The following is a 22,938-nucleotide window of genomic DNA, read 5'->3' on the forward strand; positions in this document are numbered from 1 at the left end:
GGCAGTGCCTAAGTTCATCCAATCAAGCGCAATACTGAAACTATGGCTGGCCCTTATTGGGCTGGCCTTTTTCGTTTCCTGTAGCCAAGCGCCGGAACAAACAAATTTATCCGGTAAAACCATGGGTACGACTTACCATGTGAGTTTTATCAGTGGTGACCCTGAGCATGTGCCTGAGGAAATACAGGCGCACATTGACGGATTGCTCGCGCAAATCAATTCGCAAATGTCGACCTACGATCCGAACTCAGAGTTATCGCGCTTTAACGCGTCACGTCAAATTACGCCTTTTGTAGTGTCTAGGAGCCTGGAAGAAGTGGTGAAAAGGGCGCTGGAGATTGCTGAAGAAACCGGTGGTGTGCTGGATGTTACCGTGGGACCTTTGGTGAACTTGTGGGGCTTTGGTCCGCAGGCGAAGCCGGAGCAGGTGCCTTCGGCAGAAGCTATTGCAGACTTGCAGGATCAGGTTGGTTATAAACACCTGAGTGTTAGTAACCACCAACTGACCAAATCCCATCCTGAGCTGTACGTTGATTTGTCTACCATAGCGAAAGGATATGCGGTAGATAGAGTGGCGCGGGTGCTGGAGCAGTTAGAAATACATAACTATCTGGTCGAAATTGGCGGCGAAATGCGAGTGAAAGGCTCCAAAGCAGGCGACCAACCCTGGCGTGTGGCTATTGAGAAGCCGGTATCCAGTGAGCGTGCCGTACAGCGTATTATAGAGCCTAAAAATATGGCGGTGGCGACCTCAGGCGACTATCGCAACTTTTATCAGGAAGAGGGTGTACGTTACTCGCATATTATCGACCCTCGCACCGGTAAGCCTATTCAACATCAACTGGTTTCGGCAACGGTGCTGGCGGAAACCTGCATGGACGCCGATGCCTATGCTACCGCATTGTTAGTGATGGGAACTGAAGAAGCATTGGCCTTTGCCACGCGGAAAAATCTGGCGGTGATGTTGGTGACGCGTGAAGATGATGCATTTAAAGAGTATACTACTCCTGCGTTCGATGAAATTGCGGTGGACTGAAACCAAACTTTGATCAGCGTGTCCTAAGTAGTAGCAGGAGGTTTTATGGAAACATTTTTATTAGTCTTTGTTGTATTCTTGCTGGTGGTGCTGGCAATGTCAGTAGGTTACCTGCTACAACGCAAGACCATTTCTGGCAGCTGTGGTGGTATCGCTTCTATGGGCATGGAAAAAGCCTGTGACTGCGATGAACCCTGTGATGACAAAAAAGCACGCATGGCCAAAGAAAAAAGTTGGCAGGAAAATCGTATTCACTAAGTTTACTAGGAGCTCTGCATGGTCAAGTTGGTTCAAATTCGCCCGGTTGCCGCAGAGCTTTACCTTGATTGTAATGCCACAACCCCAGTTCTTCCCGAGATAGCTCAGGCCGTAACCCATGTTATGGGCGATATTTTCGGCAACCCCAGCAGTAGTCACATCACCGGTTTAAAAGCCCGCTACATTTTAGATTCCACCCGCCGCTTGGCGCGTCAGGTTATCGGTGTACAAGATGGTGACGTATTATTTACCAGTGGTGCCACTGAGGGAATCCAAACGGCGGTTCTTTCCAGTTTGCATCGTGCTATTTGTTGCCCGCCGGAGAATCAACCTAAGAACCCGCGCTGGTTGCTGTATGGAGCCACTGAGCATAAAGCGGTACCGCAGGCATTAGAGCACTGGAATAAGGTGCTACGTCTTGGTGCTGAGTTGAAGGCTATTCCGGTCGACAGCAAAGGACTACTGGATCAGGATTTCATTCAGGCGCATGTAGCCGACGCGGCCATGATTTGTACTATGGCTGTGAATAACGAAACTGGTGTGCAGCAAGATTTAGTAGCGTTGGAGCAGTCAATTCGCTCAGTTAACCCAACCATACCCTGGCTGGTTGACGGTGTGCAGGCGCTGGGCAAACTGGATATGCAGCTCGCTAACTTAAGTATTGATTATGCAGCCTTCAGCGGGCATAAGCTATATGCACCCAAAGGCATCGGCTTTATGTACGTGCGTAAAGGCGCCCCTTTTACACCGCTCATGATTGGTGGTGGGCAAGAGTCAGGGCTACGTTCGGGCACCGAAAATTTACCTGGTATTGCAGCACTGCACGCCTTGTTTGAAATGCTACTGGCAGATAGCCCGCGGTTTAGTTCACACGCCCAGTTAGCCGGCTACCGGGAGCAGTTGGCGGAAGCTTTGCAAGCTGCGTTTCCTACGCTGGTATTTAATAATGACTTTGATGTATCTGTTGCCACCACCCTTAACTTTTCAGTGAAGGGCGTGTCGTCGCGCGACATCATGGATGTGTTTGATGCGGCTAATATTCGGGTGAGTTCAGGCTCGGCCTGTAGCTCGAAAGTCACTGGCAGCTATGTGCTGGACGCTATGGGATTAGATTTTTGGCGCAGTCAGTCGGCAATTCGTTTGTCGTTTGGGCCGGCCACCAGTGCGGCTGATATTGCTGCGGCTTGCTCGCGTATTCGCAGGGCAGCGCAAGCGTTGCAGCAGTCGTGCCTGCTGCCTACCGATGTGAACAGCGATAGCGACACCGACTTAAATGGCATAGTGCAGTGGCGTTATGACGATCAATGCTGCTATTTAATTATTGATAAGGCAGCCCGCCAACTGATTATTATTGACCCACTGGCCCCCTTGGCTGAACGACTTGAGAATCTAGTGCAATGCCGCGGTTACCGGGTGCAGGCGATAGTGACTTCGCAACCGCAGGATCAGGAGGGCACCGGACCCATGTTGGCACAATTGCTGTGCGCGAGTGGCTGTGACGAAGCTCGTGATCAGTATGGTTGGCCACAGTCGGCACCTGAAGCTGAAGGGTTAAGTCAGGTAAAAATTGGTGAGCGCACATTGTATCGTATTGGGCAGGATAATCCGGCTTATGTGCTGTCTGCACAAAATGCTCCGAACCATATTGAGTTTACCTTTGGCAATACCAACACGGCCGTAGCGGCGCAGTCGCAATTAAGCCAATTGACGTTATCAGAAAGTGTGGTGTGCCCACCAATAGATGCGCACTATGCGCTCGCACTGCGCTGGTGCGAAGTTATTGGTGAGTGCGCTCAGCGTGGTGATCTTGATTTAGGTTTAGACGACGAGCGTTCCGTATTACAGCAGCCGGAAACCTTAGTTATTGACGTGCGCGAACAGCAGGAACATTTGATGCAACCTTTGCCGGTGGCTGCCGAGGTACTCAATGTACCTCTAACCAGAGCGGCGCAGTTTATTGTCGACAAACGAGCCAAACTCAAAGACCGCACTGTTATATGCGTGTGTCGGTCAGGCCATCGCAGCGCGGCGGTAGCACAAGCGCTGGTTCGTCATGGTTTTACCAAAGTAAGGCATTTAACTGGTGGTTTGGCATTGTTGCAGGAAGAGCTGGCCTAGGGCAGCTCAAAGCTAGCAAAATACCCATTTTTACCGGCTAAATAGCAGCGTTGGTGTTCGGTACATTGGGTAGCCCAAACGTTCTCTGAGGTCAGCTTCTGCCAGTTTTCTCCGGTTAGCGAGCCAATGGCTGCACCGGAAGGATTGCTCACCAGCAGTTGCTCGCCGTTCAAACTGAGACTGTAAATAGCCCCCTGCAACGGCGGCGTTGGTAAAGTGGTAAACTCACCCGCATTGAAATGCATTACTTGAGGCTGACTCTGGGCCTCACTTAAGTCGCCCCCGGCAATGAAGAAATCGTTTTCAGCGCGCGGCCAGATAGCCGTAATGCCGCGCATAGGGCCGGCCAGCATTGGCGTGTTCATCACTTTGAAACGGATCCCAAACTTAGGTTTTATCAGCACCCGCGCCGTTACCGCATTACCGGTGCCGATGGCCCAGACATCGTTTTTATACTGAATGCAGTTGCCACTTGCCGAGAAGCCACCTTCGCCACTTAAGGGGCCGCTGTCTACCACGTTACTAATGTTCAACCAATTGCGGCCATCGGCACTGCGAATGAGCTGCCAGCGTTCGTTGTAGCTGTCGGCAAAGGCCAGAGCTTCACCAGAGGGTGCCACCGCCAGACAATTCATAAACAAGTTGCTATCGGCGCGATAACGTAACTGCCAGCTGCGGCCTGCATTACTGGTGTAATACACGCGCGAATTACCACCCTCACCAACACTTAAAGCAAAGGCGCGTTGATCGTCCAGCGCTTCAATGTCACGAAATTCAAGTTCGTTGCTGCCCGGCTTAGAAAAACTCCAGGTTTCACCGCCATCAGTACTGCGGCCAATAGTACCCTGGCTACCAGCTAGCCAGATGGTGTCGCGGCTGGGTGCGCTAATGCTAATCCAGCTCACTTCGCTTTGAGTTGCTTTAACACTTAATTCGGCAGCCAAAAGCTGGCTGCTATAAATGCCGGTTGAACTCACCAGGAATAGATAAAAGCTAAATTTTACAACGGCTACACACCGAAAAAACAGAGTCGCTATCACCTTATTGTTTCCCTCACCAGAGTACATAAAAGTTAGTGTATCATGGATTGTACAAGGTATAGCGACGAGGAATAAACATGAGCAAAAGTGGACTCTATGCAAACTGGGACGACATTCTGCATTTGCAGGACCAACTAACTGATGAAGAGCGAATGATTCAGCAGTCGGCCCGTGAATTTTGCCAGCGCGAGCTGCAACCCGGTATTGCACAGGCTAATGAAACTGGCCAGTTTGACCGCGACATTTTACGTAAAATGGGCGCCACCGGTTTGCTTGGTGCAACCATTGAAGGCTACGACTGCCCCGGCGTGAGTTATGTGGCCTATGGCCTTATTGCGCGTGAAGTTGAACGGGTTGATAGTGGCTATCGTTCAGCTATGAGCGTGCAGTCCTCGTTGGTGATGTACCCCATTTTTAAGTTCGGTTCTGAGGAGTTACGTGAGCGCTTACTACCGCGCTTGGCGTCTGGCGAACTGGTGGGTTGCTTTGGTTTGACTGAGCCTGATGCGGGTTCAGACCCGGCGGCCATGCGCACAGTGGCAAAGCCCGTGGAAGGTGGTTATCAGTTAACGGGTAGTAAAATGTGGATTACCAATTCACCTATTGCCGATGTGCTGGTGGTATGGGCAAAGGACACCAGCTCGGGTGACATACGCGGCTTTGTGGTGGAGCGTGACATGCCCGGCCTAAGCACGCCCACTATTGCGAACAAACTGAGTTTACGCGCCTCTATTACCGGCGAAATTGTGTTAGATAAGGTATTTGTGCCTGAAGCAAATACTTTTGCTGATGTGCGGGGGCTGGCTGGACCGTTCGCGTGCCTGAACATGGCCCGCTACGGTATTTCTTGGGGAGTCATGGGTGCTGCTGAGTTTTGCTGGCACGCGGCGCGGCAGTATACGCTGGATCGTAAGCAGTTTAATAAACCGCTGGCGCAAATGCAGTTGGTGCAGAAGAAACTGGCCGACATGCAAACGGAGATAGCGCTTGGCTTACAAGCGAGCCTGCGAGTGGGGCGGTTGATTGACAACGGCAGTTTCGACCCTAGTATGATTTCGCTGGTGAAGCGCAATAACTGCGGCAAGGCGCTGGACATTGCCCGTACTGCCCGGGACATGCACGGTGGGAACGGTATTGCAGGTGAGTATCATGTGCTCAGACACGCAATTAACCTGGAAACCGTGAATACCTACGAAGGCACGCACGATATTCACGCCTTAATTCTTGGGCGCGCTCAAACTGGTTTACAAGCGTTCTTCTGATTTGTCGCATTGTGTTTGGAAAGAGGCTCGGTTAGGATGATTTTCTATCGAGCCTAATACAGTTGTTATATGATGATTCGCTACAGTAAATTTCGCCGCTGGCACCACTGGTTATCACTAGTGTTTGGCTTGCAACTGCTGATTTGGAGTTTAACTGGTAGTTATATGGTGTGGGTGCAGTTGCCCTTTATTCACGGCACCGCCTTAACTCAAAATACTGACCAGCCACTGGGGGTTGAGCCGCCACTGGCTGCTTTAGCTCAGGTTCAGCAAACCTACCCGTCGGCACAAGAAGTTAGCCTGTTAAATCGCCACATTGGCAACAGCTGGCGCTATGTTGCCGAAGTGCGCGAGCCCAATCAGAGCTATTTGGTTAATCTGGACACGCTATCGCAGATGGTGCTGACCGAGCAGGACATTCGCGATTTGGCGGACATGTCTTATACCGGAACCGGTAAGCTGAATAATGTAACGCTACTAACCACAGCAGTTCCCGATGAAGTGAGTATGTTGCAAGCACCCGTGTGGCGTGCAGATTTTGCTGATGCACTGGGCACCACCTTGTATTTGAGTGCCACCACTGGTGCTGTGCTCACCCAAAGGCACGACTACTGGCGTTTATTCGACGTCATGTGGATGCTGCACATTATGGATTACGACACCCGCAGCGATATCACCACGCCGTGGCTACAGGCATTCATTTTTGGCAATATGCTGCTGATAGTCACCGGCTTCGTGTTGCTTATTCCTACCTTCAAAAAAATTCGAAAGGCTGCTGACAAGCGTGTCAGTAGTTTCAGTGGGGGTGCCTGATGCGGTTCTTGCGTTGGTTACACCGATGGACCAGTTTAGTGTTAGTGCTGCAGGTAATTATCTGGTGCGTGAGTGGCTTTTATTTTAGCTGGCAAGGGCATCAAAGTTTAGCCGCCCATGACTACTTCCAGCCGGTATCGACAAGTGCTATCAGCCAGCCACTGCAACCGCTGAGCCAGGCGCAGCTAAAAAACCATGCTGATTTACTCAGGGTTAGTGCGCGCGAGGTTGCCGGGCAACCTCAGTGGGTGTTGCAACAGCCGGACGGCGACCTCTATTTACAAGCGAATGGCGAACCTTGGCAAACCTCGATAGAGCAAGCTCGTGCCGTTGCCGAAGCTTCGTACACCGGGTCAGCAGCAGTTGTTGGGGTGGACTATTTGCCTGCGCCAGAAGAGTTGATTGGTCAGCAGAGTGCGGTTTATCGGGTGCAGTTTGCTGATGAATTAGAAACCCGAGCTTATGTTGATGCTACCTCGGGCGAGTTATTGGCTCACCGTAATAGCAGTTGGTGGTTAAGCGACTGGATGTTTCGGTTGCACTTTATGGATTACACTGGTGAGCGCGACTTCAATAATTTATTAATGACGGCTGCCGCTTTACTGGCGTTCTGGTTTGCGTTGTCTGGCTTTATCTTGTTAGTGCGGGAAGTTCGTAGCGGGCGCATGTGGCGCACCCGCAAGTCCCGCAGAGCATAATAGCTTAGCCCTGCGCATCCAGTGATTCGCCATTTAGCTCAGCACTATCGTCGCTCATTAAATAAAGATAAAGCGGCATTAAGTCGGCCGGTGTCGCTAGTTTGTTCACGTCTTCAGCCGGATAGGCGCGCGAACGCATGGTGGTGCGGGTAGCGCCTGGGTTAATCACATTTACCCGCAATGAGCTGCCTTCGTACTCATCGGCCATTACCTGAGCCAAACCTTCAGTCGCAAACTTACTGACCGAGTAGGGCCCCCAGAACGCGCGACCTTTGCGGCCAACTCCGGATGAGGTAAATACCACAGAGGCTTTCGGTGCTGCCTGTAATGCCGGTAGCAAAGCCTGCGTCAGCATAAATTGCGCAGTCACGTTTATTTGCATCACATCGTTCCAGCTGTCGTGGTCAATGTGAGCAAAGGGCGACAACACACCCAAAATACCAGCATTATTCAGCAATCCGTCCAACCGCCCAAACTGATCCATGATAGTGGCACACATGCCCTGGTAGTGAGCTTTGGTAGCACCTTTCATATCCAGTGGCACTATGGCAGGCTCAGGGCCGCCAGCGGCTTGAATTTCATCGTACACGGCTTCGAGTTTTTTAACGGTACGGCCAAGTAGAATCACACTGGCGCCATGACGGGCATAGTGCAGTGCGGCTTCACGACCAATGCCGTCGCCCGCACCGGTTACCAGAATAACTTTGTCTTGTAATGCGTTGCTGCTTATTTCTGGAATGTGCATAAGGTCTCGCTGTTAGGTTGAACACAATGCAAATTTAGCAAATTCGGATTGTAGATGTGGTTGATTACCCCTAGTTTACGGAAAAAATAGTCATTTCTCAGCTTTTGGAATAATAATTCTTAACGGAAAATATATAAAAACCCTTTTAACTTGTTACAGACAGGTGTATAAAATTTTGTTAATTTCGTTCGTCTTGTCGTACCAGTTATGAGAGAGTAGTGGACAAGCGAACAAAAGCGGTCAAAACTGTTAGTTCAAATTACAGCGGTTTTCCGCGCATATAAAAACACGAACAAGGATTGGGGAAGCCTCATGAAAAAACTTCTGCTAGTAACTGCAATAGGCGCGACGCTAGGTCTGGTCGGTTGTGGTAGTGGCGATGAAGCGCCAGAAACAGAACTGCAACAAGAAAACTTTGTGAATGCTACGCGAGTTGTATTCGACCCGAGTAATGGCGAAGTGCCAGTGCCATCAAACATTCTGCTAAGTGGCAGCGTTGACGGAACTTTAAATATTCCGGTGGCGGACCCGTCTGATTCAGGCGACCCGCAGGTAGCTATTAATGGCTTAGATGGCTGGGGTACCCATTCCACTTTAACTTTCTCCTTTACCTTGCCGGAAGATGAAAACGGCGAGCTGGTAACTATTGAGCCAAGCAGCCTGGAAGCTGCCGGTTCGGTGCGCTTGTTCCAAACGGTAATGGGCGGTACAGCAGGTACCCCTGAAGCTTGTGCAACCGCTAGTCCGGCTGCTACTTGTGCGGTCGCTGCAGAGCTGGTGCATGGTGAAGACTTTACTGTGGTTGCGAATGGCCCGAACGGCGTGGCTGTTATTCCATTACGCCCACTGCAAGCGAAAACTGGTTATCTGGCGGTATTAACCACCAATATTCAGGATTCAATGGGCCGCGATGTGAAACCTTCGCAAACTTACGCACTAATGAAGCGTCCAGCGAGCACAGATCCGGTTTCAGGTGATGCCTCTGCGGTTGGTTTACAAAGCTTGATTAACAGCCATGAAGCGGCCTTAGCTGAGTTCGGTGTTGACACCGACACGGTAACTTACGCGTCCAGCTTCACCACTCAGTCAGTAACTGACGTGTTCGGTGCTATTAAAGCTGGCCTGGCGCAATCTGCAAGTGCAGGTGCACCACCAGTACTGATGGCTGCTGACCAGGGTATTACGGTAGCTGACGCCTTAGTAGGCGCTGGTGCATTAGAAGCGGATCCAAGCAACCCAGCTTACCTTGCCGCTTCATCAGCACGTTTGTGGGGCGGTCAAATTGACTTACCTTACTACTTGCCTATGCCAACCGCTGAAAACCCAACAGCGCCGTTAACCGGTCGTTGGCGTGCAGCGTGTGACAGCCCGGCGTCTATTTTAGGTGCTATCGGTGCTGGTGCGATTGACCCGGCTGAAGCAGGTATCGACCCTGCTGCGCTTGAGAATCCTGCGTTGTTGTTACCACCGAATGCTTGTTATGACTTCCCGAACATTGATAACGAACGTCATTTGACTAAGTACAATCCAATTCCGGATGCTGAGCAAAACGGTAACGCAGCAAACCAAACGGTTCCGGCAGTTATTACTATTCCTGACGTAGCCACGGTGAATGCAATCCGTACTGCACAAGGTCAGCCTAATATCAGCGAACCAGCCGATGGTTGGCCGGTAGTTATTTTCTATCACGGTATTACTGGTGACAAAACGAACGCGTTTGGTATTGCCGGTGCGCTGTCAGTTGCTGGTTTCGCAACTGTAGCTATCGACCATCCGTTACACGGTGATCGCGGTTTCGGTGCTATCAACGCTTCTGACTCGGCTGATGGTAATGTTACTGCATACATGAACCTGGGTAGCTTGCTGACCACACGTGACAACTTACGCCAGTCAATTGCTGACTTGCTAGCGTTGCGCGTTGGTTTGAACTTCTCCAATGCACCAATTGATGGTACTGACGTGCAGTTTGTTGGCCATTCTTTGGGTGCCATTGCTGGTACTGCTTTCACTGGCGTAACTAACACTCCAATGGAAGGCCCGCTGGCCGCTGCAAATGGTTTGTTTGCAACCAATGCTAGTACTCTGGCTATGCCTGGTGGCAGCATTGCAAACTTCCTGTTGGCTTCACCTTCGTTCGAGCCAGTAGTGAAAAGCCAGCTGTTGTATGCAGCAGAGCCTGACTTCGCAGCGGCAGTAAATGCCGCTGCTGAAGCGAATGGTATTGAGCCTGGTTCTGATGAGTTTGCCGGATTACTGATTCAGGTATACGGCCAATTCATTGAAGGCCTAAGTGCGACTGAACTGGCTACCGTAAATGGTCTGTTTGAGCAGTTTGCCTTTGCCGCGCAAACCGTAGTGGATTCGGGTGACCCGGTTAACTACGCCAGTGTGGTACGCGCCTCAGAAAGCCCTGTGCACTTGATTGAAGTAGTTGGTGACGGCGCTGAAGTACTGCCTGACCAAGTCATTCCAAATGCAGTAGCAGGTAAACCATTAGCAGGTACTGAACCTCTAATCCGCTTAATGGAACTGCCTGGTGTTTCTGAAACCGTGATTAGTGAAGACGGTTCGCCAGTTTCTGGTGCCGTTCGCTTCACCGCTGGTGACCACGGTTCGATTGTAAGCCCTGCGGCTTCAATTGAAGCAACGACGGAAATGCAAACTCAGGTATTTACCTGGTTCGCTACCGATTCAACTGTGTTACCAGTAACGAATGAGACTGTGGTTCAAGAATAAACACAGCTTTTAACGTAGAATGAAAGGCCAGCCATTGCTGGCCTTTTTTATATCCTCTGTTTAACTGGATACTGGAGTACCTATGGAATTTATTAGTGACGTTGGCGGCTTTTTAGTAAAGGCAGTTATTTTAGTTGCTGCTTTAATTATTATCATTGGCGTTATTGCCAATGCTGCGCAACGCAAGAAGGACGAAAAGGGTGAGTTGCATATTCGCAACTTGTCGAATGATTTACGCGATACGACCGACAAAATTCGGTTGCAATTGCTGGACAAAAAAGAGCGCAAGAAATCATTCAAAAAGCTTCAGAAAGAGCGCAAAGCTCAAGCAAAAGGCGGTTCCGACAAGCCTGAGCAGCGGCTGTTCGTGATTGATTTTCATGGCAGCATGGATGCGCATGAAGTAGCCAGCCTAACGCGCGAAGTAAACGCTGTTTTAGCTGTTGCCACTAGCGACGATGCGGTGTTCGTGCGGCTGGAAAGTGGTGGCGGTGTGGTGCATGGCTATGGACTTGGTGCCGCGCAGCTTCAACGCTTACGCGATCACGGCTTACGCGTGCATGTGAGTGTCGACAAAGTTGCGGCTAGCGGCGGTTATATGATGGCCTGTATTGCGCATGAAATTCATGCGGCGCCTTTCGCTATAGTGGGTTCTATTGGTGTGATTGCCCAGTTACCTAACTTCCACCGCTGGCTGAAAAAGCATGATGTGGATTTTGAGCAACTTACCGCGGGTGAATACAAGCGAACGCTGACGCTGTTTGGTGAAAACACTGAGCAAGGGCGGCAGAAATTTAAAGATGATTTAGAGAATATTCATAAGCAGTTTAAGAGCTTTGTAAAAGAGCACCGTCCGGAAGTGGATATTGATAAGGTTGCCACCGGTGAAATCTGGACGGGCCAGGAAGCTATTGAACTGAAGCTCGTTGACGAAGTAATTACCAGTGATGCCTGGTTATTGAAGCGGGTAGATGAGTATCGTATTTATAAAGTTGAATATCAGACCAAGAAAGGTTTAGGTGAACGGCTTGGGCGCCATACTACGGCTATGCTAAGAAGCCTGAAGGAGTTTGTAGCCGTTAAGCATGGGTAACCATGCCTAACGCTACATTTGACTTGCTAGTGGCTGATAACGTGTTATTTGGCGTCGGGGTCGTTAAACACCTCGTCGTCAAATTCATTTTCACTTTTCGCCACAATACAACTAACCATGGCATCACCGGTTACATTCACCGAAGTTCGGGTCATGTCCAATAATCTGTCTACACCGATAATTAAGCCAATACCTTCTACCGGCAAGCCTACCTGATTTAGCACCATAGCCAGCATGATAAGCCCAACACCTGGTACACCTGCAGTGCCGATAGAGGCAAGCGTGGCGGTAAGCACTACCATTAAATAGTCACCCATGGACAAATCAACACCATAAACCTGGGCGATAAATACCGTGGCCACACCTTGCATAATAGCGGTGCCGTCCATGTTAATGGTGGCGCCAAGCGGCACGGTGAAAGAGCCAACACTTTTGTGCACACCTAAGCGGTTAGTCACAGCTTCCAGGGTTACCGGAATGGTGGCATTACTGCTGGCTGTGCTAAAGCCAAAAATTTGTGCATCGCGCATTTTGCGCATGAACATGATTGGGTTTAGTCGGGTCAGCGTTTTCAGAATGACCGGATAAGTAACCAACGCGTGCAGTAGTAACACGAATAGTACTAACAAGAAGTACTTCAACAGGCTGGTAATGGTGCCAAAGCCAATTTCGGCGAATAGCTTAGCCATTAAGGCAAACACACCATAAGGTGCCAGGCTCATCAGAATCATAACCAGACGCATAATTACGTCGTTTAAGTCATCGAAGAAGCCTTTGAGGCGGTCGCCGCCTTTACCTGCCAGCGCCATTGAAATACCGAACAGCAGTGCGAACACAATGATCTGAAGCATGTTGCCTTCAGCCATGGCTTCAACCGGGTTGCTCGGGAATAAATCAACAACCACTTGCGCAAACGAGGGGGCTTCGGCACTCTCAAAAGAGGTTTCAGCGGTCAGCTCGATACCTATGCCTGGTTGCACCACCATAGCCAGTACAATGGCTGTAGTAATAGCAATAGCTGTGGTGATCATATATAAACCGACCGATTTTCCGCCTAACCGGCCTAACTTACTGGGGTCGCTCAACGAGCAAGTACCAACAACTAATGAAACAAATACCAGCGGTACTACCAGCATTTGTAATGATTTGATGAATATTTGGCCAACGGCATAGAATAAACCATTGGTTAAATAGTCATCGACAATTGCGTTCTCAGGAAAGGCCAGTTTGAGGAAGGTGCCAAGAATGATCCCGGCAACCATACCAATGACGATTCTATTGGTCAGGCTAAGTTTTTTTGAAGTGCTCATAGGAACCCTGAATCTATTGTTGTTATAGAAATAAACTCGCCTAGCCTACCAGAGAATCTGTCGTTGCCATAGCGCTAAGCGCCAGTGAATGCACACTGCGGGCATAAAAAAAGGTAGCCGGAGCTACCTTTTTCGAACGAATTTTTTCTACCTGTGGGTTATCTGTAGGTATAAGACGGGCCCAGACCGTTGGTCCAGAGCATGGCCGATACCACCATTAACACCACCATCATAATTAAGCCGGCGGTAACTACTGAGCTGGCATATATAAAACCGCGCTCTTCCGGGATGTGCATTAAAATAGGCACGCCGGTGTAAAGTAGATAAACCGAGTACGCCACGCCAGCCAGGAAGGCCATGGTAACGAACCAGAGTTCCGGATAAAGCGCTGCAACACCAGACATAATAGCAGGGGTTGCGGTGTAGGCCGCTAACTCAAGCGATTGTGTATAGGTAGGTGTTGCGCCGAAAGTTTTCGCCATCCAGTGAATTAAATAGGCAAGTGCAAATACTGCCACTATCATTCCCAGATACATGGCCACCGCCATCATTACGGCACTATCTTGCGTCAGGTAAATCGGGTCGCGGGCGCCAATGCTCCAGCCCAGTTCTGCTGAAGCATAGTAGGCTGCAGCGCAGGGCAGTAAGGCAATTAATAAAATATGAGTGAGGGCAAAACGAAAGCTTTCATGGCGCTGGTCAATAGTTTTCCATTCTTCCAGCGGATGGGCGTAAAGTCCCCAAATGTGATTTAAAATCATAGCAACACCTCTTCCGACATCGTTGTTTTATTATTGTTATAGCACCTATATTGGTGTTTTTTTCGACGGAGTCAAGCACTTTGCTTTAGTAATTCAGGTGCTTCGGTAAAGCTTGATTGGGATCAAGTTCTGGTTGATTAGGGCCGTAATAGTTCGCGGTTAAGTGACTGGGCCGCTATGAAACCGGAATTCGTGGTCGGTGCTTTGAATGAGTTCGGCCTCGGTGGCGCGAAACAACGCAACCCGTGCTGATATGTCGGCACCGGCAACCGCTTCGGCAAGTAGCAGGTAGTCTTCAAAGTGGCGTGCTTCTGAACGCAGCAACGAGGTGTAGAATTTTGCTAACCGCGTGTCAACGTGAGGCACCAACGCGGCAAAACGCTCACAACTGCGCGCTTCAATAAAGGCGCCGCAAATAAGCTTATCAATTTGCTTGGCCGGCTCCGAGGTACGCACATACTTTAATAAGCCATTGGCATAGCGACTAGCTGATATATTCTCGTACGGAACCTGATAGTGTGCCATTAACTCCAGCACCTGGCGAAAATGATGAAGTTCTTCTTTAATCAGCAGCACCATTTTATCCATCATGATTTGTTGCTGTTCCGATGTCGCTGGTGCTAATAGTAAATCGCTTTTCGAAAAGCTTTGGGTAGTCAGAAATTCACTGTTATCTAACTTGCGATAAATGAAATCTTCGTAGGGTTTCAACAATTCCAGCAGTTTATTGCTCGACTCAGTGTCGGTGACGTAACGACGTAAAATATAAACCGCTGATTGCGCCGCTTTTAATTCACAAATCAGATGGTCAACCAATAGTACCGGAAGGTTCTCGCTACGACATGCCGCTTCAATCCATTGCGGCGGTGTCGGGCAGCCCAGAAAACGTTGAATAGGTTGAGTCAGGGTGTCTATTTCGGTACGGCTGGAAATCATAGGTTGGTTATAAACTCGGCAACGGCTGGTTAATAAGCTCAAGCGATTCGCGGCGAACTTCTAAAATACTACCTTGTTCGTACCAGTCACCTAACACGACACGTTGTGCAGCAACGCCGTTTGGCAGTTGTAACTGATGAATGGCTGGTCGGTGCGTATGGCCATGAATCACTAAGTCGACATTGGCATCTATTAAGGCTGTTTCAACGGCGCTTTGATTCACGTCCATAATACGGGCGCTAGCTTCAGTTAGTGGCTGCTGGGTCTTGCTGCCAGCACGCAGCTTGTTGGCAATTCCCATACGCCAGCGCAACGGCAGTCGCGTTAAAATAGCGCGGGTAACAGGGGCACGGATAATACGGCGAAAACGCTGATAACTGTGGTCGTCGGTGCACAGACTATCGCCATGCAGTAACAATGCGCGGCGTTCATATAACCGCGCTATATGACCTTCTTCCAGCAGTACCACACCAGTTTCGTCGGCAAAGCGGTCAGCAATTAAAAAGTCGCGGTTGCCGGCCATAAAATAAACCGGCACACCCAAGTCGGTGAGCTCTTTTAAACCCTTACGTACGCTGGTGGCGAAGTCGCTATTGTCGTCGTCACCCAGCCAGGCATCAAACAGATCACCGAGTATATACAGCGCGCTACTGGCCCGGCCATCGGATTGCAAAAAGTCCAGAAACAGCCTGGTAATATCAGGCCGTGCCGGACTTAAATGCAAATCTGAAATAAAGCGCACTGGCATTGGCTTAGGCGTCTTTATTAACCGTGGTGCTTTCAATCACAACGTCTTCCACCGGAACGTCCTGGTGCGGGAAGTTCGACGTGGTTTTCACATCACGAATTTTCTCAACCACATCCATGCCTTCTACCACTTCACCAAATACGCAATAGCCATAGCCTTGTGCGTTGGCGGCACGGAAGTTCAGAAAATCGTTGTCGGCAACGTTCACAAAGAACTGGGCAGTGGCCGAGTGTGGATCGTTGGTACGCGCCATCGCCACAGTACCGGTTTTGTTTACCAAACCGTTGTCGGCTTCGTTTTCAATAGGATCACGGGTTGGTTTTGGCTCTAACCCTGCGGTCATGCCACCGCCTTGTACCATAAAGTTGCTGATCACGCGGTGGAATAAGGTGTTGTCGTAAAAGCCGTCGGTTGCATATTGAACGAAGTTGGCAACGGTTTTTGGCGCTTTATCAGCGAATAATTTAATGGTGATATCGCCGTGATTAGTGTGAAGAGTAACTTGCATGGTTTTATCCTGTTGTTTGAATTTAGTGAATCAAATCGGTGAATGCGTGCAGTTTACCATTAGCGCGCCGCTCTCAGAAGCCTTTCTGTGGTTTTACTGCCCTTCATAATACGCACGGACGTAGCCGCTGTGATGGAATTTGGGTATCATAAGCGGCTAACAACGAGTTCGAACCAGCTATGCTTAGATGAGTGGGAGCCACACCGTTAATGCTTATTTACAATACCCTGACACGGCAGAAAGAAGAGTTTAAACCTATTACCCCGAATAAAGTGGGTTTGTACGTGTGCGGGGTCACTATTTATGACTACTGCCACATTGGTCACGCGCGTACCTACGTGTCCTTTGATGTGGTTGTGCGTTACTTGCGCGCCAGTGGTTATGACGTGACTTATGTGCGTAACATTACCGATGTGGACGATAAAATTATTCGTCGGGCGGCGGAAAATAATGAATCTATTGGGGCGGTTACCGAGCGTTACACAGCCGCTATGCATGAAGATTTTGATGCGCTGAATTTAACCCGGCCTGACATTGAGCCAACCGTAACCGCGCACATGGACGACATTATTCAAATGATTGACGACTTGCTGGCGCAAAAAGCTGCTTATGTGGCTGATTCCGGTGACGTGTTGTTCGATGTGTCGGCGTTTAAAGCCTATGGACGCTTGAGTAAGCAAAATCTGGAGCAGTTGCAGGCCGGCGCCCGGGTTGATGTTGCCGCGGGTAAAGAAGATCCGCTGGACTTTGTGTTGTGGAAGCGGGCGAAAGCAGATGAGCCTAGCTGGGAATCACCCTGGGGTGCTGGTCGTCCGGGTTGGCACATTGAGTGCTCGGCCATGAATAAACGTCACCTGGGTGCGCATTTTGATATTCACGGTGGTGGTTCTGACTTAATGTTCCCGCACCACGAAAATGAAGTAGCGCAAAGCTGCTGTGCCAACCAAACCGATTATGTGAATGTGTGGATGCACAGCGGTATGGTGCAGGTTGATGAAGTGAAAATGTCCAAGTCGTTGGGTAACTTTTTTACGATTCGCGAAGTGCTCAAACAGTACGATGCCGAAACCGTGCGCTACTTCTTATTGTCCAGCCATTATCGGTCGCAGTTGAATTACTCGGCAGATAACCTGGATCAGGCTCGCGCCGGCCTGGAACGTTTATATACCGCACTGCGTGATGTTGATTCAGCAACGCCTGACGAAGCACTGGCTGAGCCTTTCCGCGCGCGTTTTAAAGCGGCTATGGACGATGACTTCAACGTACCTGAGACCTTGCCGGTACTGTTTGATATTGCGCGTGAGCTGAATCGCTGTAAAGCAGACTCGCCACTTGTAGCCCAACAGCTCGCCGGGCTACTGGTGCAACTGGGTGAGATTTTAGGCATCTTACAACAACCCGCTGAGCAGTTTTTACAACAAAGTGGCGGGCAACAAGATTCGACTGACGTTGATACTGCAGCTATTGAAGCGCTGATCGAACGTCGTAATCAGGCGCGTAAGAATAAAGACTGGGCGGCGGCAGACGTTGCCCGGGACGAGCTCACTGCCATGGGGATTGAGCTTGAAGATGGCCCGCAGGGCACTCGCTGGCGCCGAATTTAACTTATTGAAGAAGGATATTTTCCTATTATGGCAACACCACAAGTTACGATTATAGAGTCAATGAACGCCGCTTTAGCAGGCGATTTTGATGCCGTTATCTTGATCGGCGATGCAAATGCGGAAATTCCGGAGCCTTTCAGTGGTGCTATTGAGCGTGCTGGTCAGGTGGACAAGCGCGTTGGTAAGCAGCCGCTATTGCTAACCACCGATGTAGCTGGTGGGCGATTGATTTTTGCGCCTACCGGGCCGCTGTTACGTGACTTCGATGATGTGCGCAGCTTTACCGATGCCGCGCATGCCGCAGCTGCCATTGCGCGTGACGCTGGCGCGTTAAAGCCGGTACTAATTCCGTTCGGTATTCCTGACGATGTGCGCTATACCCAAGCAGCCAGTGCCTGCTTTTTTGGATTTTGTCAGGCGCTACATGAGCCATTAGAGGGCCGTGAAGCCCGTGGTGAAGATGTACTCGAGCCGATTAAAGAGGTTGGTTTGGTCGCCACTGACGTTAGCGCCAAATGGTTGCAGGCAACCGAAGCTGGGCGTCGGGTGGCGCGTGATTTAGCGGGTACTGAACCTGAACGCATGGCCCCGAAAAAATTTGCCGAATACTGCAAACAGGCGTTTGCCAATACCGATGTAAAAGTAACTGTTATTGATGATACCCAACAACTGGAGCACGAGTACCCGCTGCTATACGCAGTTGGCCGCGCCTCGGTACAGGTTGAGCGGCACCGTCCTTGTGTCATTCGGTTGGAATACTATGGTGATCACGCCGAACAAACGCTGTTTATGGCCGGTAAAGGTATTGTCTACGATACCGGTGGTGCGGATTTGAAGGTAGGCGGTCACATGGCGGGTATGAGTCGCGACAAAGGTGGTGCGGCAGCGGTAGCAGGGTTCGTGAAAAGTGTTGCTGAAATGAAGCCTCAACACCTGAATGTGGTGGCTGAAATTGGTGCCGTGCGTAATAGTATTGGTGCCGAAGCTTTTGTGGCAGACGACATTATTGTTAGTCACAGTGGTAAGCGAGTCCGTATTGGTAATACCGATGCTGAAGGTCGCCTGGTACTGGCTGACTTACTGTCGCATTTGCGTACCCGACAGGAGCAGCATGATTATCCGAATCCGGTGTTTTACAGCGTCGCTACGCTCACCGGGCACGCTGCTTTAGCGAAAGGACCTTATTCTGCGCTGGTTCCTAATGGTCCGGCAAAGTTAACCAAGGTAGCGGAACGCTTGTTCGAAGTGGGTGAGCAGTTCGGTGATATGAGCGAAATCTCCTGGTCGCGCCGTGAGGATTACGACATTATCCGTTCGCGGACCTCGGCCGATGACGTACTTTCCAGTAATAATGGTTCGTCGGCCACCACTAAGCGTGGGCATCAGTTCCCGATGGCATTCTTAACCATCGCCGGTGGCTTACAAGATCATGGCTCGGATTCAGCCAAGCCATTGCCTTATGTGCATGTTGATATTGCCGGTAGTGGTGTGGAAGGCGGCGACTGGCAGCACGGCAAACCGACGGCGGCACCAGTGTTGTGTTTCTCGGCCACTTATTTGCATAAGTAACGGGTGGTTTCGCAGCCAGGGCGAGAATAAGCCAGAGCGCGGTAAGAAAATAAATATGGTGCGTTATGCATCCAAAAACCAAGAGATGGGCTATAACCTAGCACATCTCTTTTTTTTATTTGTGACAACCAACCGGAGAACATCCATGGTACGAGGAACGGCTGCGGCCTTCGCAATCATAGTTAGCAGTGTCTTATTAATGGCACCGCCTGTGGTTGCTCAGAACAACTACGATAATGTATCTATTGAGGCCACGAAGCTGGCCGACAATGTCTATATGCTGACCGGTGCAGGTGGCAACATTGGTGTATTCACCGCAGCTGACGGTGCCATTATGGTTGACGCTCAGTATGCGCCGCTGAAAGACAAAATTACGGCAGCTATTGCCAAGTTGTCAGACAAGCCGATTAAAACCTTAATTAACTCGCACTTTCACCGTGATCATACCGACGGTAATGCTGCCTTTGCGGCCGCAGGCGTGAGCGTGATAGCGCAGCAAAATGTGTATGACCGCCTACAAGCGAATGAAGATTTTGATCGTGCCGGATTGCCGCAAATCACCTTTTCTCAGCAATTGGCGATTCAAACTGAGCAGGGCGCTTTGCAGCTTGAATACTATCCGGATGGTCACACTGATGGCGATATTATTACCTGGTTTCCAGGCGCGAATGTGATTCACGCCGGTGACTTGTTCTTTGTTGATCGGTTTCCGTTTATTGACTTGAACGCCGGCGGCACCGTTGATGGTTATATCAATAACGTGAGCGCAGTAATCAGCAAAATTGACGATGACACTCAAATTATTCCAGGGCACGGTTCGCTGTCTGACAAATCAGATTGGCAACGTCTGGTGGATATGATTAAAGCAACCCGCGCCGAAGTTGTGGCGGCCAAAGCCAAGGGATTGAGTGAAGCTGAGGTGATTGAACAAGGCTTAAGCGATAAGTGGCAGGATTGGTCGTGGAACTTTATTACCGAAAAGCGCTGGATTGAAACGCTTTATCGCGATCATGACGCAACTGCAGGAATGTAACTGCAACGCTTGCGCGAAGCAGTTACTCAATTAGATTTAACTATCGGCGCCGGATTATTCCGGCGCTTCTAGTTTCAGGCTATCCAATTGCTCACGGGTTTTATTGTGCGGTCTTGGCTGACGTGAATCTGGCTCAATATGCACAAACACAATGTCGTCAGCAACACAGATATTTTGTTTGGTGTGCTTATTACGCACCACGCAAGTAACGGTAAGCGAAGTGCGACCGACTTTTTTCACGCCTAGTCCAAACTCAACTACGTCACCTTGAAAAGCTGATGTTTCAAAGCTAATAGCGCCAATGTGTTTGGTTACCAGACTTTTAGAATCGAGCTGGCAGGCGGCGAAAATATAAGCTTCTTCGTCAATCCATTCCAGAATTCTTCCGCCAAACAGTGAGCCGGCAAAATTCAGATCGTTCGGCATAACTAACCGACGTGACAAAAACCGCATAGCAAAACTCCAGTCAATGAGAATGCAGTCAGTATAACCTAAGTGTCGGAAAAATGTCTGCCCTGACGGTGGCTAATCAATCGCGGGTAGGGTGCAGGTGATCAGCAAAAAATTGCTCAAGCAGACGTAGCTGATGAAGTTCTGCGGCGCTATCAAACTCAGGGTACGCCATCATCTCGAACATCACCCCGCGCTGCTGTAACAGCTTCAGCAAATCCGTACTATGCTTGCTAGCAATAGTTGGCTCATCCAGTCGGTAATGCAGTAACAGCGAAGGCCGTTCAGCTGTTTGCTCAGCCGTTAAAGCAGAAAAGCCATCAAGCACACTGTTGTTTGCATAAACTTGTGAATTATCTATTGGGTGACCCAAATAACGTTCGGCTAAATGCTGGTTGTGCTGGCGCCAGTCAGTTATCGGATTGCCGGCAGCCACGGCGGCAAACGGCGAGTCGTGCTGCAACCACAACTGTAGGCTTACAAAACCGCTATAGTTCGTGCCCATTAAGCCAATGCGAGAGCTATCCACGTAGTTCTGTTGTTGTAAAAAGCGAACCGCAGCGCTGTGGTCTGAGGTTTCCTGGGTGGCTAAATTTTTGTATAAACCGCTTTCCAGCTCGTTTCCCTGTGAGCCGCTACTGCGGCTATCCAGCGTGAACACCAAATAACCTTGCTGGGCCAAATACTGCGGGAAATGATCACCCCACTGCTTCAGTACCTGTTGTTTTCCGGGCTTGCCCGCTATTTGCATGATCACTGGGTACTGCTGCTGTGAGTTAAATGCCGGAGGCTTTATTAATTGATAGAACAAGGGGCTGCCGTCCGCCGCTTCCAGCGTGCCGAACTCGGGGGTTTGCCAGCTATCAGCAAAGCGTGCCAGTGGGTGTCCGGTGGTCACTTTGTTTTCATGTAGCCAGGCAATACGCTGTCCAGTGGGTCCGTGAATGCTTACCTGTGGCGGCTGAGTTGGACTTGAAAAATAATCAATAAAGCTGCGCATTTGCTCATCGAAATGAACTCGGTGGTAGCCGTCAGGCGCGGTTAAACGAGTGGGTTGGCTAGTGTTGCTGTTGTTCAGGTTAGCGCGGTATAAATGCCGTTCTAAAACTGACTTTTCATTAGCGGTGAAATACACCACGCCAGTTGCTTCATCAACACCACTGACTCTATCTACGCTCCAGTCACCGCTGGTTAACTGGCGAATCAACTTACCGTCTAGTCGATACAAATAGATGTGTTTGAAGCCGCTGCGCTCTGAACTCCAAATGAAGTGCTTATTATCATTTAAGAAATACAAATCCTGATGCAGGTTAATCCAGGTAGGACTGGTTTCTTTAACCAGCAGACGTTGTTGCTCGAATCCGTCCTGATTTGACTTGGCAAAGGCCGACGCCACCGGCGCCAACCACAAATCTAGTTGCTGCTGATTACGAGCTTGCCATTGATAGCTTAAGCGCTGGCTGTCAGGTAGCCAGTCAACGCTAATTAAATAGCCGGAACTTCCACCAGCTAAAGGTAGCCCACGCAGGGTATTGCTGGCCAGCTCCAACACGCCGAGCTGAACTTCTGTGCCACTCGTATTGGTTTTGGTTAAGGCTACGAACTTTTGATCAGGCGACCACCAGTAGCCGCGTTCACGACCTAGCTCAGTGGTTGCGATTGCATCGGCGCTAGCGTAGCTATGCTGATTGGTTTCGCTAAAGGTATGTTGAGTAACCTTGCCGGAAGCTACCTTTACCGTATAAAAGTTGTGCTTATGAACGAATGAAATCATATCGCCGCGTGGTGAAAAACGGGCTTCACGAACTTGATATTCGGAGCCAGTTAGCTGACGAAGTTCCGCTGTTTCGGACTGGGTGTCGAGCAGATGCAACTTACCGTTGAAGAGCACTAGCACCCGGCGGCCATCGTCTGACCAACGATAAGCGGCAACCGCTTTTTGATTGGTGTCGGCACTTACTAATAATTTATGGGCTGCGGTAGGAATGTCGTAAACCCACAGCGAGTGAAAGTCCGGTTGTTCAGCACTGCCACGCAAGTAGCTAACTTGTTCTGCTTTGGGCACAAACTGAATTTTGCGCGGTGGGCGATTGTCGAGCGCGGGCGCTTGAAACAAGTCCTCCAGCACAAGTTGTTCACTGGCCTCGGCAGGCACAGTAATACTAAGGCTGACACAGGCCAGCAGAAAGAGGAGGGGCCACCGCAGCAGCGACATAAAAG

At 50.0% G+C, this 22,938-nt stretch carries 20 protein-coding genes; 11 read left to right on the forward strand and 9 right to left on the reverse strand.

The features are described from left to right. The first annotated feature begins 4 nt into the window (after positions 1-4). The 3 genes from CCE91_RS03930 to CCE91_RS03940 are packed head-to-tail and all read left to right on the forward strand — an operon-like array spanning position 5 to position 3,412. Positions 5-1,036 carry an FAD:protein FMN transferase gene (locus CCE91_RS03930; protein WP_234996256.1) on the forward strand — a complete coding sequence of 344 codons (1,032 nt, stop codon included), beginning with the start codon at positions 5-7 and terminating at the stop codon, positions 1,034-1,036. Between the two features lie 45 nt (positions 1,037-1,081). Continuing rightward, a complete protein-coding gene (nqrM, locus tag CCE91_RS03935) occupies positions 1,082-1,294 on the forward strand; it encodes a (Na+)-NQR maturation NqrM (protein WP_086433944.1) in 213 nt (70 codons plus the stop codon). Between the two features lie 18 nt (positions 1,295-1,312). Next, positions 1,313-3,412 (forward strand): aminotransferase class V-fold PLP-dependent enzyme, encoded by a 2,100-nt coding sequence (locus CCE91_RS03940; RefSeq protein WP_086433945.1) that lies wholly within the window; start codon positions 1,313-1,315, stop codon positions 3,410-3,412. Here the strand turns inward: CCE91_RS03940 and CCE91_RS03945 are convergent. Further along, the gene (locus CCE91_RS03945; protein ID WP_126797166.1) at positions 3,409-4,356 is read right to left on the reverse strand and encodes a WD40/YVTN/BNR-like repeat-containing protein; all 948 of its coding nucleotides are present in this window, start codon (positions 4,354-4,356) and stop codon (positions 3,409-3,411) included. The genes CCE91_RS03940 and CCE91_RS03945 overlap by 4 nt on opposite strands. 173 nt (positions 4,357-4,529) lie before the next feature. On the opposite strand from CCE91_RS03945, the gene CCE91_RS03950 reads away from it, so the two are divergent. The 3 genes from CCE91_RS03950 to CCE91_RS03960 all read left to right on the forward strand — a co-directional run bounded on the left by CCE91_RS03950 (position 4,530) and on the right by CCE91_RS03960 (position 7,225). After that, on the forward strand, positions 4,530-5,714 hold the full coding sequence (locus tag CCE91_RS03950) for an acyl-CoA dehydrogenase (RefSeq protein WP_086433947.1): 1,185 nt from the start codon (positions 4,530-4,532) through the stop codon (positions 5,712-5,714). A 69-nt stretch (positions 5,715-5,783) separates the two neighbouring features. Beyond that, on the forward strand, positions 5,784-6,527 hold the full coding sequence (locus CCE91_RS03955) for a PepSY domain-containing protein (RefSeq protein ID WP_086433948.1): 744 nt from the start codon (positions 5,784-5,786) through the stop codon (positions 6,525-6,527). Further along, entirely contained in the window at positions 6,527-7,225 is a 699-nt protein-coding gene (locus CCE91_RS03960; RefSeq protein ID WP_086433949.1) for a PepSY domain-containing protein, read from the forward strand. Before CCE91_RS03955 ends, CCE91_RS03960 begins: the two co-directional genes overlap by 1 nt. A gap of 4 nt (positions 7,226-7,229) precedes the next feature. Here CCE91_RS03960 and CCE91_RS03965 read toward each other — a convergent pair whose 3' ends face one another. Next, positions 7,230-7,970: a YciK family oxidoreductase gene (locus tag CCE91_RS03965; RefSeq protein WP_086433950.1), complete on the reverse strand. Its 741-nt coding sequence runs from the start codon at positions 7,968-7,970 to the stop codon at positions 7,230-7,232. Positions 7,971-8,282: 312 nt separating this feature from the next. Here CCE91_RS03965 and CCE91_RS03970 point away from each other — a divergent pair, with 312 nt between their 5' ends. Next, the gene (locus CCE91_RS03970; RefSeq protein ID WP_086433951.1) at positions 8,283-10,706 is read left to right on the forward strand and encodes a VolA/Pla-1 family phospholipase; all 2,424 of its coding nucleotides are present in this window, start codon (positions 8,283-8,285) and stop codon (positions 10,704-10,706) included. Between the two features lie 82 nt (positions 10,707-10,788). Next, positions 10,789-11,799, forward strand: a complete 1,011-nt coding sequence (sohB, locus tag CCE91_RS03975) for a protease SohB (protein WP_086433952.1) — start codon at positions 10,789-10,791, stop codon at positions 11,797-11,799. Positions 11,800-11,843: 44 nt separating this feature from the next. Here sohB and CCE91_RS03980 read toward each other — a convergent pair whose 3' ends face one another. From CCE91_RS03980 to CCE91_RS04000, 5 genes are all read right to left on the reverse strand, one after another. Beyond that, entirely contained in the window at positions 11,844-13,109 is a 1,266-nt protein-coding gene (locus CCE91_RS03980) for a dicarboxylate/amino acid:cation symporter (protein WP_086433953.1), read from the reverse strand. A gap of 158 nt (positions 13,110-13,267) precedes the next feature. Continuing rightward, a complete protein-coding gene (locus CCE91_RS03985) occupies positions 13,268-13,870 on the reverse strand; it encodes a Yip1 family protein (protein WP_086433954.1) in 603 nt (200 codons plus the stop codon). 159 nt (positions 13,871-14,029) lie between these two features. Beyond that, entirely contained in the window at positions 14,030-14,806 is a 777-nt protein-coding gene (gene miaE / locus CCE91_RS03990; protein WP_086433955.1) for a tRNA isopentenyl-2-thiomethyl-A-37 hydroxylase MiaE, read from the reverse strand. 7 nt (positions 14,807-14,813) lie between these two features. Beyond that, on the reverse strand, positions 14,814-15,554 hold the full coding sequence (locus CCE91_RS03995; protein WP_086433956.1) for a UDP-2,3-diacylglucosamine diphosphatase: 741 nt from the start codon (positions 15,552-15,554) through the stop codon (positions 14,814-14,816). 4 nt (positions 15,555-15,558) lie between these two features. Beyond that, positions 15,559-16,062, reverse strand: a complete 504-nt coding sequence (locus CCE91_RS04000; RefSeq protein WP_086433957.1) for a peptidylprolyl isomerase — start codon at positions 16,060-16,062, stop codon at positions 15,559-15,561. 209 nt (positions 16,063-16,271) lie between these two features. Between CCE91_RS04000 and cysS the strand changes: the two genes are divergently transcribed. The 3 genes from cysS (at position 16,272) to CCE91_RS04015 (ending at position 20,268) form a co-directional block, all read left to right on the forward strand. Beyond that, positions 16,272-17,666 carry a cysteine--tRNA ligase gene (gene cysS, locus CCE91_RS04005; RefSeq protein WP_086433958.1) on the forward strand — a complete coding sequence of 465 codons (1,395 nt, stop codon included), beginning with the start codon at positions 16,272-16,274 and terminating at the stop codon, positions 17,664-17,666. A gap of 27 nt (positions 17,667-17,693) precedes the next feature. Next, a complete protein-coding gene (locus tag CCE91_RS04010; protein WP_086433959.1) occupies positions 17,694-19,235 on the forward strand; it encodes a M17 family metallopeptidase in 1,542 nt (513 codons plus the stop codon). Positions 19,236-19,380: 145 nt separating this feature from the next. After that, on the forward strand, positions 19,381-20,268 hold the full coding sequence (locus CCE91_RS04015) for an MBL fold metallo-hydrolase (protein WP_086433960.1): 888 nt from the start codon (positions 19,381-19,383) through the stop codon (positions 20,266-20,268). A 54-nt stretch (positions 20,269-20,322) separates the two neighbouring features. Here CCE91_RS04015 and CCE91_RS04020 read toward each other — a convergent pair whose 3' ends face one another. Together CCE91_RS04020 and CCE91_RS04025 are read right to left on the reverse strand one after the other, a co-directional pair. Then, positions 20,323-20,721: an acyl-CoA thioesterase gene (locus tag CCE91_RS04020; protein ID WP_086433961.1), complete on the reverse strand. Its 399-nt coding sequence runs from the start codon at positions 20,719-20,721 to the stop codon at positions 20,323-20,325. A gap of 76 nt (positions 20,722-20,797) precedes the next feature. Next, positions 20,798-22,933, reverse strand: coding sequence for a S9 family peptidase (locus CCE91_RS04025; RefSeq protein ID WP_159454932.1), 2,136 nt, complete (start codon positions 22,931-22,933; stop codon positions 20,798-20,800). Between the last annotated feature and the right edge of the window lie 5 nt (positions 22,934-22,938).

Origin of the sequence: Pseudidiomarina planktonica, from assembly GCF_900177775.1 — a bacterium.
Lineage (GTDB): Bacteria > Pseudomonadota > Gammaproteobacteria > Enterobacterales > Alteromonadaceae > Pseudidiomarina > Pseudidiomarina planktonica.